This is a genomic window from Caballeronia sp. LP006, from assembly GCF_031450995.1.
GTDB lineage: Bacteria > Pseudomonadota > Gammaproteobacteria > Burkholderiales > Burkholderiaceae > Caballeronia.
Map to the genome: position 1 here is coordinate 1,661,460 of NZ_JARTVW010000005.1, position 13,209 is coordinate 1,674,668.

A 13,209-nucleotide genomic window follows, 5' to 3' on the forward strand; every position below is an offset into this window, starting at 1 on the left:
TTGCACCGCGCCACATGATGAAGCACCTGCGCGCCAATTTCGGGCATTAAAGCGCGCCGGCATACTTGGTTCGTGAATTAGTCAGCGTCGCCGCGTCTGAGCGAATCGACCAATTCCACGTAACGCCGCTTGGCGTCGTCGGCGGGTGTGCCTTTGAGCGCGGCCCAGGCTTCGTACTTGTACTTGCCGGCGATATCGGTGAAGCCTGGCTTGTCGCCTTGAACGTCGCCGAGACTGCCTTGCTTGAATAGCGCATACAGGCGCAGCAGCGTGAGATTGCCGGGGCGCTCGGTCAACTGCGTGACATCATTCTGCGCCTGGGCGAATTGCTGATCGATCTCGGTCATGCGCGTTTCTCCTGCGAGTCTTTGGGCTGCCGATCTTAGCAAGCGCATTCTCCCGAATGGGTCGAGGTTTTCTTCGAACCGAGCGAAGCCTCCAGAGCCCACGCATCGCCGAAACGCGTCGCGCCGATTCAGATGGCGCGAAAGCGTCGCGGGTCCCGCATTACAATACCGGCTATGACACGCACCGTTCTGCTCGCCCTCGATACCTCGACGGAGTTCTGCTCCGTTGCGCTCTTGCTCGCCAATTCTTCTTCTCCTTCCGATACCGTCGCCCCGCAATACGCACACGACGACCTACGCGTCTGGTATCGCCACGAGGCGACGGGCGCGGTATCCAGCACGCGGCTGCTGCCCGCGGTGCGCGAGTTGTGCGAGGACGCTGGCGTCACGCTTGCCGAATGTTCGGCGATCGCGTTCGGCGCGGGTCCGGGCTCCTTCACGGGATTGCGCACCGCGACAGGCGTCGCGCAGGGTTTGGCGTTCGGCTTGAACGTGCCGGTCGTGCCCGTGAGCACGCTCTTCGCATGCGCACAAGCGGCGCGCCTGCACGACGCAGCGCTGCCAGCGCGCGTGCTCGTCGCACTCGATGCACGCATGGACGAAGTCTACTGGGCCGACTTCGAGTTCGACGATGCAACGGGCGCGTGGCGCACGCTGCATCCCGCATCGCTCGATGCACCGGCGGCCGTACCGCTTCCCGATGTCCCCTTTGCGCTCGCGGGCAACGCCGCAACGGCTTTTGGCGAACGTTTTCCCGCGCTTGCAGCCGCGACGGTCGTCGATCGTCATGCCTTGCCGCACGCGCTTCCCGTCGCGCTGATCGCGCTTCGCGAATGGCGCGCGGGACGGGCGATTGCACCTGAACTCGCCGCACCCGACTATATCCGCGACAAGGTGGCGCAAACGACGGCGGAGCGCATGCAGGCGCGCGCCGCATCGGGCGAGGGGGCGCTGCGGTGAGCGGCGTGCTGCTGGCGGACCGGTATCTGACGCCGATGACCGAGGCCGATCTCGACGAAGTCGCCGCCGTCGAAAAGATGGCGTACGAGTTTCCGTGGAGCCGCGGCAATTTTCAGGACTCGTTGCGCAATGGTTATTACGGCGTGTGCTTGCGGCATGTGACGGGCACGCTCATCGGCTATTGCGTGCTGATGCCGGTCGTCGATGAAATGCATCTGCTCAACCTGTGCGTCGCGCCGAGTGCGCAGCGCGCTGGAGCGGGGCTCACGCTGTTGCGCGAGGCGGTGCGCATCACGCGTACGGAAAAGCTCGAAGGCGTGTTGCTCGAAGTGCGGCCGTCGAACCCGCGTGCCATTCAGCTTTACGAGCGCTTTGGCTTCGTGGCCATCGGGCGCCGGAAAAATTATTATCCCGCGCGGCACCGTTCGCGCGAGGACGCAATCGTCATGCGTCTGTCGTTTCCGAAGGAGAGTGCGCATGGCGCTCGATGATCTGCTTGTGGAAGAACTCGGCTTCGGGCCGGTGTGGGTGCGGCGGCGGGTGAGCGAGGCGGGTGGCGCGTCTTCGGCTTCCTTGACGTTGCCATCGGATGTTGCAGTCGAGGCGCGGCTTTCGCGTTCGTCGCGTGGCGAAGTGGCAAGTCCGGGTGCGGACGAGGCGGCATCGTTGGCTTCGAAAACATCGGAGGCGCGGTTGACGCCTCTTCCGGCGGCCAATCCACGCGACGCATCGGCGACGCATCAGGGACATGTGGCGAGCCCAACCTCGCGCGATTCGCTGCCGAATCAAGCGCCTGAGGGTCGTGCGCAAGACGCATCGCCTGATGCCTTGGCCCACCAACCGCGCTTACGCGAAGCCGAAGCCGAAGCCGAAGCCGTCACTCGCGCCGATCGCGAACCGGCACGCGCCGCACGCGAACCAAGCCCGCCTCAAGACCACGAAGCCCCTTTCGAAGCCTACGACGATCTCCCGTGGACCGACGATGCGCCGTTTTACGCACCGTCGCCCGCCGCAGCCGACGCCCCGAGCGACATCCATACGCTCGATTGGGACACGCTCGCCGCGCGCGTTGCCGGTTGCGAACGTTGCCGCCTGTGCGAGCGCCGCACCAACACGGTGTTCGGCGTCGGCGACCGCGAAGCGGATTGGCTGCTCATCGGCGAGGCGCCCGGCGAGAACGAGGACAAGGAAGGCGAACCGTTCGTCGGCCAGGCCGGCAAGCTGCTCGACAACATGCTGCGCTCGCTCGAACTGTCGCGCGAGTCGAACGTCTTCATCACCAACGTGCTGAAGTGCCGTCCGCCCGGCAATCGCAATCCGGAACCCGAGGAAGTCGCGCGCTGCGAGCCTTATTTGCAACGTCAGGTCGAGCTCGTCAAGCCGAAGATCATCGTCGCGCTCGGGCGCTTCGCGGCGCAGAGTCTTCTCAAGACGGACGGCAGCATCGCGTCGATGCGCGGCCGCGTGCATGAATATCGCGGCGTGCCGGTGGTGGTCACGTATCACCCCGCGTATCTGCTGCGCAGCCTGCCCGACAAGGCCAAGGCCTGGGCGGATCTGTGCCTCGCGCGCGGCACGTACCGGGATGCGCTCGCCGCGCTCGGCGTCGAGGCGGGCGCGCAGGAAGGACGAAAGGGCGGCCGCTGATGTCGGCGCCATCGCCGGATTTCGCGCGCATCGTCGATGGTTTCGGCGACACGACGGTGCGGGATCTGGCGTGGCTGCTACTCTCGCCGGACTTGCTCGACGAGCATCATGCGGGCGCGCGGCTCGCTCATCCCTTCGACTCGGAAGCAATGCGGCGAACGACGCTCGCGTGGCTCGCCGAACTCGATGCCGCGCCCGACGCGCTCCACGCCCACACGCGCAATCCAAAGAGCACGCGGCTCGGCATCTATGCGGAAAGCCTGCTGGAATTCTTCCTTGCGCACGGGCCGGCGGCGCGCCTGATCGCCGCGAACGTGCAGATACGGCGTCAGCGTCGCACCATCGGCGAATGCGATTTTCTGCTCGAAACGGCGGACGGCGCGCGGCTGCATTGGGAACTCGCGGTGAAGTTTTATCTGCATATCGGTGAACCTGTCGCGCAAGGCGGTGGCGAGATCGACGCGCCGTCAGGCGCGCGTCTGCCAGATCGCTTCGTCGGTGAACGCGCCGCGCAAGGCGGTGGCGAGATCGACGCGCCGTCCGGCGCGCGTCTGCCGGATCGCATCGTCGGTGAACGCGCCGCGCAAAACGTCGGCGCTGACGCCGCGTCGCCAAGTTCACGACTCTCCGACTACGTGGGACCGGACTTGCAGGATCGCTTCGATCTGAAACATGCGCGCTTGCTGACGCATCAGTCCACGCTGACGGCGCGCCCTGAGTTCATCGCGCTGGGTTACGAAGGACCGTGGGAGCCGCGCTTGTTCATCAAGGGGCGTCTCTTTTATCGTGATGAAGGCGTCGCGAGCGCGCCTGAAATCGGCGAGCAGCATTTGCGCGGCTGGTGGATGACGGCATCCGACTGGCGCGAGAAGCGTGGCACGGCAAGCAATGCCCACGATGAGCGCGCGTGGATCGTGCAGCCACGACTCGCGTGGCTGGCTTCGCGGCGGCTCCGCGCAGACGATGCAAACGCGTTGTTGGCCGAGGCATCGGTGATTCATGCGCGTCTGCAAGAGATTGCCATGCCGACGATGATCGCGGCTTATCGACGCGATGATGCGGGCAACTGGAGCGAGGAATCGCGCGGCTTTATCGTGCCGGACGACTGGCCGGAGCGCGCGCGGATCTTTGCGGCGGCGCGGTTATAGAGCGTTCAGGCGCGCGCCGACCGCTACCACCAGCGATAAAAATGATGCACCGGCCCGACGCCGTGCCCGACATCGAGCCGCGCGCTCGCTTCGATCGCGCCCGTGAGATAGCGCTTCGCTTTAGCCGCCGCGCTCGCGAGATCGTCCGTTTGCGGAATCAGCGCCGCAATCGCCGACGACAACGTGCATCCCGTCCCGTGCGTATTCTTGAGCGGCACGCGCACACCGTTAAGCCGCATCGAACCGCTTGCCTCGACGAGCCAGTCGGGACTGTCGGCCGAAACAAGATGGCCGCCTTTCATCAGCACCGCGCGCGCGCCGAGCGAGCGCAGTGCTTCGCCCTGACGGACCATTTCGTCTTCGTCGACGGCTGGCGTCGAGCCGAGCAGCGCCGCCGCCTCTGGCAGATTCGGCGTCACCAGCGTGGCAAGCGGAAGCAGTTCGTCGCGCAACGCCGCCACCGCTTCCGGCGCGAGGAGCGCGTGATTGCTCTTGGAAATCATCACGGTATCCAGCACGACATGCGTCGGCTTATGCCGCCTGAGCGCATCGGCGACGGCGCGCACGATATCCGCGTTCGCCAGCATGCCGATCTTCACCGCGTCGATGCGAATGTCGTCGAACACGGCATCGAGTTGCGCGGTGATGAACACCGCTTCCGGCGCATGCACGGCCGTGACTCCGCACGTGTTCTGCGCCGTGAGCGCCGTGATGACGCTTGCGCCGTACGCGCCGAGCGCGGAGAACGCTTTCAGATCGGCCTGGATGCCCGCGCCGCCGCCCGAGTCGGAACCGGCGATGGTGAGCACGTTGGGGATGGTTTTCGTATCGGCCATAAGGTGACGGTGAGGTTCAGGCGCGTTCGATGATCTCGCGCAAGACGCGCGACGCGTCGCGGGGATCGGCCGCCTTGCAGATTGCGGAGACGACGGCAAGACCCGCGGGTTTCGCGCGCATGACATCCGCGGCATTGTGCGTCTGAATGCCGCCGATCGCCACCGTGGGCAAACACGCATCGGCGACGAGCGCAGCCAGGCCATCGATACCGCATGGCGCCGATGCATCGGTCTTCGTCGGCGTGGCGTACACCGGTCCCGCGCCGAGGTAATCGACGGTTCCTCGTAGCGCGTTCGCCGCGTCGAGTTCGGCGCGATCGGCCACCGACAAACCGATGATCGCATCCGCGCCCAGCAAGCGCCGCACGGCGTCGGCCGGCAGATCGCGCTGCCCGACATGCACGCCATCGGCGCCGACTGCGAGCGCGACATCCACCTGATCGTTGATGATGAGCGACACGCCATGCGCACGCGTGAGCGGCAGCAGATCGCGCGCGAGCTCGTACCACGCGCGCTTGTGCCACTCAGGCGCGCGTAATTGCAAGATGGTCGCGCCGCCTTCGAGCGCCGCGCGCGCCACGGCAAGCGCCGCAGCGTGTCCGCCGCACTGCACGGGATCGAGCACGAGATAAAGCGAAAGATCGAAGGAAGGCCGCATTTGCCGAGCGATCAGGAAAGCGCGACGTCACGCATGACGAGCGTCTGCCCGAACGCGTTCTCGTCGAGTGAGGCCAGCCGGTCGAGATACGCGACCGCGAAACTGCCGGGCAGGGCGGCATCGCGCGCGGCGAGTTCGCCCGCAATCGTCGTATGGGCGATGGCCGCGACCGTCGCCGCGAAGTGTTCATCGCGCGATGTCGCGGTGGCGATGAACGCCGCGACCGTCGCCGAGAGCGCGCAGCCCACGCCGGTTACGCGCGTCATCAGCGGCGAGCCGTTCGACAGCGCGACGACCTGCCGGCCATCGGTGATGTAGTCGGTGGCGCCCGTCACCGCGACGACTGCCTGTGTCCTGAGCGCGAGGATCTGGGCGGCGTCGAGCGCGGCGTCGGTGGCGGCGGTGCTGTCCACGCCGCGTCCGCTTGCAGCGCCGCCCGAGAGACTGATGATCTCGGATGCGTTGCCGCGTATGACCGCTGGCGTGAGATCGAGCAGTTCGAGCGCGAATTCCGTGCGGAACGTAAGCGGGCCGACCGCGACCGGGTCTAGCACCCACGGCTTGCCGGCGCCGTTGGCGGCATCGACGGCGGCACGAATCGCGCGGGACTGCGGGACGTCGAGCGTGCCGAGATTGACGGAGAGCGCGCCCGCGATCGGCGCGAATTCACCGACTTCCTCGCGCGCGACGACCATGGCCGGCGCGGCGCCGATGGCAAGCAGCACGTTGGCCGTGAAGTTGGTGACGACGAGATTCGTCAGGCAATGCACGAGCGGCGCATGACCGCGCACGCGCGTGACGAAGGAATAGAGATCGGCGGAAAGCATGATGGAAGAAGATTAGCCGATGCTTACGAGCAAAGCGTGCCGCGCGACTTCAATGCCGCGCTTCGCCGATCAGCGCGACGGAATCGAACGCGCGCTGATTCGCCTGATGCCGCCGCATGACGAAGTACATCATCAGGCACACGAAGGTGCCGAACAGCACGATCACGAACTGGATCGGCACGTCGAGCCACACCAGCACCGCGTAGAGGCACAGCATGACGAGCACGGAGAGATTCTCGTTGAAGTTCTGCACGGCGATCGAATGGCCCGCCGACAAGAGCACGTGCCCGCGATGCTGGAGCAGCGCGTTCATCGGCACGACGAAGAAGCCCGACAAGCCGCCGACGATCATCAGGAACAAATAGGCGACGAGCAGATACCCCGGAAAGTGCATCTTGCCGAAGTAGATGCCCCAGTGCGCGGGAAAGAGGTGGCGCGTGTAGAACGCCATCAGCATGACGGCGATGCCCATCATGATGCCCACCGGCAACACCGAGAGCGAGCGCTTGAGCGGCACGCGCGCCGCCGCGAGCACCGCGCCGACCGCGACGCCCACCGCGATCACCGCCTGCAAGATGGCGGCCTGCGAGAGCGTCATGCCGAGCGACACTTCGGCCCATTTCAGTACGATGAACTGCAAGGTCGCGCCCGCGCCCCAGAAGAGCGTGGTGACCGCGAGCGAGATTTGTCCGAGCTTGTCGTGCCAGAGCGTCACGAAGCAACCGGCGAAATCGGTGATGAGCTTGATCGGCCGCGTTTCCTGCTTCGGATAACGCGCGCCGGTGTCGGGAATGCGCAGGTTGAAGATCGCGGCGATTACATACATCAGCACGATCACGAGCATGGCGGCTTCGGCGGGCGTATTGACTTTCGGAATGTGCAGACTGAGCAGATGCCCGGCGATATGCGGACTGATGAGCGCGCCGCCCATGACCGTGCCCAGGATGATCGACCCGACCGTGGTGCCTTCTATCCAGCCATTGGCGGCAACGAGCCGGTCGGCGGGCAGCAGTTCGGTGAGAATTCCGTACTTCGCGGGCGAGTAGGCCGCCGCGCCGAAGCCCACGATGCCGTAGGCCAGTAGCGGATGCGCGCCCACCAGCATGGTGATGCAGCCGACGACCTTGATGGAATTGGTGACGAACATCACCCGGCCCTTGGGCCGCGAGTCCGCGAAAGCGCCGACGAAAGCCGCGAGTACCACGTAGGAGAGCACGAAGAACAGCTTCAGGAGCGGCGTCATCCAGTTCGGGGCGTGAAGGTCTTTCAGCAGTGCAATGGCAGCAATCAGGAGAGCGTTGTCAGCCAGCGATGAGAAAAACTGCGCGGCCATGATGGTGTAAAAACCTTTTTTCATCTGATCCGAAGCTTTCCTCACTGCGGGTGATCCGCCCCGCCCGCCGGACATGCCGCTTGTCTTGTGATCGGGCTTATGCCTTTCGAAATGGGTTGTGCGCACGGCTTTATAACACGAAAATAGGCGCATTCTGACTAGCAGTAATCTCGATGACGCTCGAAAAACAGACGATCGTCCGCGAGTTTGTTCTTAAGATACTGATTCGCAAGGCGTCTTTGAGACCCGCAGCACGCAATGCCACGCTGGCGTATGCTCGCCCTTCCGACTGCCCGAACCGCAATTCCACACACGCTCATGCCGCGCCCCCTTTCCGCCACCATTCACACCGCCGCACTCGCCAACAATCTCTCCGTCGCACGAAAGCACGCGCCGAAATCCAAAATCTGGGCTGTCGTCAAGGCCAATGCTTATGGCCACGGACTCGCGCGAGCGTTCCCCGGACTTCGGGCAACGGACGGCTTCGGGCTTCTGGACCTCGAAGAAGCCGTAAAGTTGCGTGAATTGGGTTGGGCCGGGCCGATTCTTCTGCTCGAAGGCTTCTTCCGGCCGACCGATATCGACGTGATCGACCGCTACAGCCTGACCACGGCCGTGCATTGCGACGAGCAATTGCGCATGCTGGAAATGGCGCGGCTGTCCAAGCCGATCAATATCCAGTTGAAGATGAATAGCGGCATGAACCGGCTCGGCTACGTGCCCGAGCGGTTCCGCGCCGCGTGGGAGCGGGCGCGGGCGGTGCAGGGCATCGGACAGATCACGCTCATGACCCATTTTTCCGATGCCGACAGCGAACGCGGCGTGGCGCATCAGCTGGCGGCGTTCGAACGCGGCGCGGAAGGCATTGCGGGGGCGCGCAGCCTGTCGAACTCGGCGGCGGTCCTGTGGCATCCGGCCGCGCACTTCGACTGGGTGCGGCCCGGCATCATTTTGTATGGCGCGTCGCCGTCGGGCGTGACGGCCGATGTCGCGAATCTCGGGCTGCGTCCGGCCATGACGCTTTCGTCGGAGCTGATCGCCGTGCAGACGGTCGAGGCGGGCAGCAGCATCGGTTACGGTTCCACTTACACGGCGGGACAGGCCATTCGCATCGGCGTGGTGGCGTGCGGTTATGCGGACGGTTATCCGCGCGTGGCGCCGGAAGGCACGCCCGTTATCGTCGATGGCGTGAGGACGAAACTCGTCGGCCGCGTGTCCATGGACATGCTCACGGTCGATCTCACGCCGGTTCCGCATGCGGGCATCGGCTCGCGCGTCGAACTGTGGGGCCCGAATCTGCCTATCGACGATGTCGCCTCTTCGTGCGGCACCATCGGCTATGAATTGATGTGCGCGATCGCGCAACGCGTGCCGGTGCGCGCGGAATGACCCAGGCATCGAACTTCAACCGGACTTATAGCAAGGCAGCGCGTGGCAAAAGCAGCGAAAGCAAAGACGCTCTATATCTGTAGCGAATGCGGCGGACAAGCGCCGAAATGGACCGGCCAGTGTGCCGCGTGCGGGGCGTGGAATACGCTCGTGGAGTCGGTGGAGCAGGGCGCTTCGGCGCATCGCTTCCAGGCGCTCGCGAAGAGTTCGCCGGTGCAGCGGCTCGCCGACATCGAGGCCTCCGACGTGCCGCGTTTCACCACGGGCGTCGGCGAATTCGACCGGGTGCTCGGCGGCGGTCTCGTGCCCGGCGGCGTGGTGTTGATCGGCGGCGATCCGGGCATCGGCAAATCGACGTTGCTCTTGCAATCGCTTGCGGAAATCGCCCGCGAGCGGCGCGCGCTCTACGTGAGCGGCGAAGAATCCGGCGCGCAGATCGCGTTGCGCGCGGCGCGGCTCGGCCTGACGGGCGCGCGGGACAGCGCCGTCGGCGACCTCGGCTTGCTCGCGGAAATCCAGCTCGAAAAAATCCAGGCGACCATCGACGAGCAACGGCCGGAAGTCGCGGTCATCGATTCGATTCAGACCATCTATTCCGAAGCGCTCACCTCCGCGCCCGGCTCGGTCGCGCAGGTTCGCGAGTGCGCGGCGCAGTTGACGCGCATCGCCAAGCAGACCGGCACCGCGATCATCATGGTCGGCCACGTGACCAAGGAAGGCAGCCTCGCGGGGCCGCGCGTGCTGGAACATATCGTCGATACGGTGCTGTACTTCGAAGGCGATACGCACTCGTCGTTCAGGCTCGTGCGCGCCTTCAAGAACCGCTTCGGCGCGGTCAACGAACTCGGCGTGTTCGCCATGACCGAGCGCGGCTTGCGCGGCGTGGCGAATCCGTCGGCGCTCTTTTTGTCGCAGCACGAGCAGAGCGTGCCGGGGTCGTGCGTCCTGGTGACGCAGGAAGGCTCGCGGCCCTTGCTCGTCGAGGTACAGGCGCTCGTCGACACCGCGCACGTGCCCAATCCGCGACGCCTCGCGGTCGGGCTCGAACAGAACCGGCTCGCGCTCTTGCTCGCGGTGCTGCATCGGCACGCGGGCATCGCGTGTTTCGATCAGGACGTGTTCCTGAACGCCGTCGGCGGCGTGAAGATCACCGAACCCGCGGCCGATCTCGCCGTGCTGCTCGCCATCCATTCGTCGATGCGCAACAAGCCGCTGCCGAAGGGCCTCATCACGTTCGGCGAAGTGGGACTCGCCGGCGAGATCCGGCCTTCGCCGCGCGGACAAGACCGGCTCAAGGAAGCGGCCAAGCTGGGCTTTTCGGCCGCGCTGATTCCGAAGGCCAACGCGCCGAAGCAGCCTATCGACGGGCTGAACGTGATCGCGGTGGATCGGATCGAGGAAGCGATCGACCGCGTGCGCGACCTGGAGTGAGCTCCTGGCGCGCTTGGTCGGAGCTTCGTAATGCGACGTAAAAATGTCGCGTCGATATGTAACCTGATTCGCGCGCGATCTTCTTATCCTTACAGGGCTACGGAACCGGCCGGCTTCGTCTGCTGTCTCGACACAGGCGAAGTGATTGCAAGGATCGAGAGGACCACGCTTTGAACCACATCAAATCAACGCGGCCCAAGCCCGCGTTTCATCTGCGCGGGTGCCGTGTCTCCGCGCCGCTGCAGCAGCCTTTCGGTGGCGGATGCCGGATCGTCGAATGGATCGACGGTGAAGGGCAGATTTCGCGTCGTGTCGTCGCGGCCGATGCCACCGAGGACGAAGTCGTCGCGACTATCCGCCGCCATGTGACGGGGCGCAAGCACGTGCTCGTCGATGACGAACGGCAACCAAGGCAGACCTTGCCGCGAAGGTGAAATTCGTGGCGGCGGCGTGGGTGAACGTGTTGCGTGTCGATCAGTGAAGGGTTCGCGCTTCCTACGAAGCACGGTGGCGTTCGAAGGCTTGCGGCGCGCCAGGCACGCGAAGCTACGTGAGTCCGGCCGCTGGATCAGCGCGCCGCAAAGTCATCACCCGATCTGCTCAAGCTCTTCATGCGCTTCCAGCCACTCCATTTCGAGCGCCTCCAGCCGCGCGCCGACTTCGCCTTGCCGGCGAATGGTGTCGGTTAGCTTCGTTTTCATCGCGGCCTCGTAACTCGCGGGATCGGCGACGAACGTATCGAGCGTGGCTTTTTCCGCATTCAGCGCATCCATTTCCTTTTCTATCTTCGCAATGCGCGACTGCAGCGGCTTCTTCAGATGCGCGAGCTTCTGCCGCTCCTGCGCCTCCAGACGGCGCTGTTCCTTGCGGTTCTGCGCGCTGTCCTGCGTGTCTGCGTTCGTGGACGACGCGCCATTCGCGTCCTTTGCCGCCGCGCGCGTTTCGGCGGCGTGTTGCAGCAGCCAGTCGCGATAATCGTCGAGATCGCCGTCGAACGGACTCAGACGATGCTTCGCCACCAGCATGAAGGTGTCGGTCGTCGCGCGCAGCAAGTGCCGGTCGTGCGACACGAGGATCAGCGTGCCTTCGAACTGCGCGAGCGCCATGGTGAGCGCGTGGCGGGTTTCGAGGTCGAGGTGATTGGTCGGCTCGTCCAGCAGCAGCAGATTCGGCTTCTGCCAAATGATGAGCGCCAGCGCGAGCCGCGCCTTTTCGCCACCGGAAAACGGCGCGATCTTCGCGGTCGCCATTTCGCCCGAAAAGTTGAAGCTGCCGAGAAAGTCGCGCAGTTCCTGCTCGCGCGTGTCGGGCGCAAGCCGCGCGAGATGCTGAATGGCGGAGTCGTCGGGACGCAGCGTTTCGAGCTGATGCTGCGCGAAGTAGCCAATCTGCAAGCCCTTGCCTTGCCGCACGCTGCCGGACAGCGCGGCAAGCGTGCCGGCGAGCGTCTTGATGAGCGTCGATTTACCCTGCCCGTTCGCGCCGAGCAAGCCGATGCGCTGACCGTTTTGAATCGACAGCGTCACGCCTTCGACAATCGGAATCTCGATGCCCTCGGTGCGATAGCCGCAGCGCACGTCTTCCATGACCATCATCGGATTGGGCGCGGCGTCGGGCGCGCGGAACTCGAACGTGAACGGCGAGCTCGCATGCGCGGGCGCGATCAGCTCCATCTTCTCCAGCGCCTTGACGCGGCTTTGCGCCTGCTTGGCCTTGGTCGCCTTGGCCTTGAAGCGGTCGATGAAACTCTGCAGATGCGCCACCGTTCTCTGCTGCTTTTCGTAGGCGTTCTGCTGCAAGGCGAGCTGCTGCGCGCGCAGCACTTCGAACTGGCTGTAGTTGCCGCCGTAGCGCTTGATCTGACGATTCTCAAGATGCAGCGTGACATTGCAGACCGCGTCGAGAAATTCGCGGTCGTGCGAAATCACGACGAGCGTGCCGGGATAACGGCCGAGCCAGTCTTCGAGCCAGATGATTGCATCGAGGTCCAGGTGATTCGTGGGTTCGTCGAGCAGCAAGAGGTCGGACGGACACATCAGCGCCTGCGCCAGATTCAGGCGCATGCGCCAACCGCCCGAGAAGCTCGTCACCGGTTCGCGTGTCTGCGCGAGCGTGAAGCCCAGGCCGAGCAACAGCGTTTCGGCGCGCGCGGGCGCGGTGTAGCCGTCAGCATCGGCGAAAGCGGCGTGGGCTTCGGCTTCGGCCGCGCCGTCATGCGCCGCCGAAGCCGCCGCGATGCGTGCCTCGATAGCCCGCAGTCGCGTGTCGCCGTCGAGCGTGTAGTCGAGCGCCGTGCGGTCCACGGCGGGCGTTTCTTGCGCGACATGCGCAATGCGCCACGAAGGCGGCAGCGCGAAATCGCCGCCGTCCGCGTGCAACTCGCCGCGCAACACGGAAAAGAGCGTGGATTTGCCCGCGCCGTTCGCGCCGACGAGACCGGCTTTCTCGCCCGGATTGAGCGTGAAACTGGTCTCTTCGAAAAGCGGCTTGGTGCCGCGGGAGAGGCTGAACTGGTTGAAGCGAATCACGGGAGATGGCGGCGCGGCATGAGGGAAACCGCTATTTTAGACTGCGGCCACGAAGCGCCGGGGGTCGTCCGTTCGGCCAATGGCGGTAAGTGGCGCGCGGTAGTA

The 13,209-nt window shown here is 65.0% G+C and carries 13 protein-coding genes; 7 read left to right on the top strand and 6 right to left on the bottom strand.

Going from position 1 to position 13,209, the window contains the following annotated elements; genetic code table 11:
* Positions 1-77: 77 nt before the first annotated feature.
* The gene (locus tag P9250_RS24385) at positions 78-347 is read right to left on the bottom strand and encodes an acyl-CoA-binding protein (RefSeq protein ID WP_244827732.1); all 270 of its coding nucleotides are present in this window, start codon (positions 345-347) and stop codon (positions 78-80) included.
* A gap of 174 nt (positions 348-521) precedes the next feature.
* Between P9250_RS24385 and tsaB the strand changes: the two genes are divergently transcribed.
* The 4 genes from tsaB to P9250_RS24405 are packed head-to-tail and all read left to right on the top strand — an operon-like array spanning position 522 to position 4,102.
* On the top strand, positions 522-1,307 hold the full coding sequence (gene tsaB / locus P9250_RS24390; protein WP_310395632.1) for a tRNA (adenosine(37)-N6)-threonylcarbamoyltransferase complex dimerization subunit type 1 TsaB: 786 nt from the start codon (positions 522-524) through the stop codon (positions 1,305-1,307).
* Entirely contained in the window at positions 1,304-1,798 is a 495-nt protein-coding gene (gene rimI, locus P9250_RS24395) for a ribosomal protein S18-alanine N-acetyltransferase (protein WP_244827734.1), read from the top strand. Before tsaB ends, rimI begins: the two co-directional genes overlap by 4 nt.
* Positions 1,785-2,954, top strand: a complete 1,170-nt coding sequence (locus tag P9250_RS24400; RefSeq protein ID WP_310395633.1) for a uracil-DNA glycosylase family protein — start codon at positions 1,785-1,787, stop codon at positions 2,952-2,954. The genes rimI and P9250_RS24400 overlap by 14 nt, the downstream gene beginning before the upstream one ends.
* Positions 2,954-4,102 carry a DUF1853 family protein gene (locus P9250_RS24405; protein WP_310395635.1) on the top strand — a complete coding sequence of 383 codons (1,149 nt, stop codon included), beginning with the start codon at positions 2,954-2,956 and terminating at the stop codon, positions 4,100-4,102. Before P9250_RS24400 ends, P9250_RS24405 begins: the two co-directional genes overlap by 1 nt.
* A gap of 23 nt (positions 4,103-4,125) precedes the next feature.
* Here P9250_RS24405 and thiD read toward each other — a convergent pair whose 3' ends face one another.
* The 4 genes from thiD to lplT are packed head-to-tail and all read right to left on the bottom strand — an operon-like array spanning position 4,126 to position 7,780.
* The gene (thiD, locus tag P9250_RS24410; protein ID WP_310395637.1) at positions 4,126-4,938 is read right to left on the bottom strand and encodes a bifunctional hydroxymethylpyrimidine kinase/phosphomethylpyrimidine kinase; all 813 of its coding nucleotides are present in this window, start codon (positions 4,936-4,938) and stop codon (positions 4,126-4,128) included.
* Positions 4,939-4,954: 16 nt separating this feature from the next.
* The gene (gene thiE, locus P9250_RS24415) at positions 4,955-5,596 is read right to left on the bottom strand and encodes a thiamine phosphate synthase (protein WP_310395639.1); all 642 of its coding nucleotides are present in this window, start codon (positions 5,594-5,596) and stop codon (positions 4,955-4,957) included.
* 11 nt (positions 5,597-5,607) lie between these two features.
* Positions 5,608-6,423: a hydroxyethylthiazole kinase gene (gene thiM / locus P9250_RS24420; protein WP_250492261.1), complete on the bottom strand. Its 816-nt coding sequence runs from the start codon at positions 6,421-6,423 to the stop codon at positions 5,608-5,610.
* A 49-nt stretch (positions 6,424-6,472) separates the two neighbouring features.
* Positions 6,473-7,780, bottom strand: a complete 1,308-nt coding sequence (lplT, locus tag P9250_RS24425; RefSeq protein WP_244827740.1) for a lysophospholipid transporter LplT — start codon at positions 7,778-7,780, stop codon at positions 6,473-6,475.
* A gap of 294 nt (positions 7,781-8,074) precedes the next feature.
* Here lplT and alr point away from each other — a divergent pair, with 294 nt between their 5' ends.
* The 3 genes from alr to P9250_RS24440 all read left to right on the top strand — a co-directional run bounded on the left by alr (position 8,075) and on the right by P9250_RS24440 (position 11,010).
* Positions 8,075-9,145 (top strand): alanine racemase, encoded by a 1,071-nt coding sequence (gene alr / locus P9250_RS24430; RefSeq protein ID WP_244827741.1) that lies wholly within the window; start codon positions 8,075-8,077, stop codon positions 9,143-9,145.
* Between the two features lie 42 nt (positions 9,146-9,187).
* Complete coding sequence (gene radA / locus P9250_RS24435) at positions 9,188-10,576, top strand: DNA repair protein RadA (protein WP_244827742.1); 1,389 nt, start codon at positions 9,188-9,190, stop codon at positions 10,574-10,576.
* 170 nt (positions 10,577-10,746) lie between these two features.
* A complete protein-coding gene (locus P9250_RS24440; protein ID WP_244827743.1) occupies positions 10,747-11,010 on the top strand; it encodes a DUF2866 domain-containing protein in 264 nt (87 codons plus the stop codon).
* A gap of 153 nt (positions 11,011-11,163) precedes the next feature.
* Here P9250_RS24440 and P9250_RS24445 read toward each other — a convergent pair whose 3' ends face one another.
* Positions 11,164-13,104: an ATP-binding cassette domain-containing protein gene (locus tag P9250_RS24445; RefSeq protein ID WP_250464470.1), complete on the bottom strand. Its 1,941-nt coding sequence runs from the start codon at positions 13,102-13,104 to the stop codon at positions 11,164-11,166.
* Positions 13,105-13,209 lie beyond the last annotated feature (105 nt).

Bases quoted from the DNA above. Each gene is read 5' to 3' on its own strand.
- thiE (WP_310395639.1), bottom strand. From the start codon at position 5,596: ATGCGGCCTTCCTTCGATCTTTCGCTTTATCTCGTGCTCGATCCCGTG.
- tsaB (WP_310395632.1), top strand. From the start codon at position 522: ATGACACGCACCGTTCTGCTCGCCCTCGATACCTCGACGGAGTTCTGC.
- P9250_RS24400 (WP_310395633.1), top strand. From the start codon at position 1,785: ATGGCGCTCGATGATCTGCTTGTGGAAGAACTCGGCTTCGGGCCGGTG.
- lplT (WP_244827740.1), bottom strand. From the start codon at position 7,780: ATGAAAAAAGGTTTTTACACCATCATGGCCGCGCAGTTTTTCTCATCG.
- P9250_RS24385 (WP_244827732.1), bottom strand. From the start codon at position 347: ATGACCGAGATCGATCAGCAATTCGCCCAGGCGCAGAATGATGTCACG.
- thiD (WP_310395637.1), bottom strand. From the start codon at position 4,938: ATGGCCGATACGAAAACCATCCCCAACGTGCTCACCATCGCCGGTTCC.
- P9250_RS24405 (WP_310395635.1), top strand. From the start codon at position 2,954: ATGTCGGCGCCATCGCCGGATTTCGCGCGCATCGTCGATGGTTTCGGC.
- alr (WP_244827741.1), top strand. From the start codon at position 8,075: ATGCCGCGCCCCCTTTCCGCCACCATTCACACCGCCGCACTCGCCAAC.
- thiM (WP_250492261.1), bottom strand. From the start codon at position 6,423: ATGCTTTCCGCCGATCTCTATTCCTTCGTCACGCGCGTGCGCGGTCAT.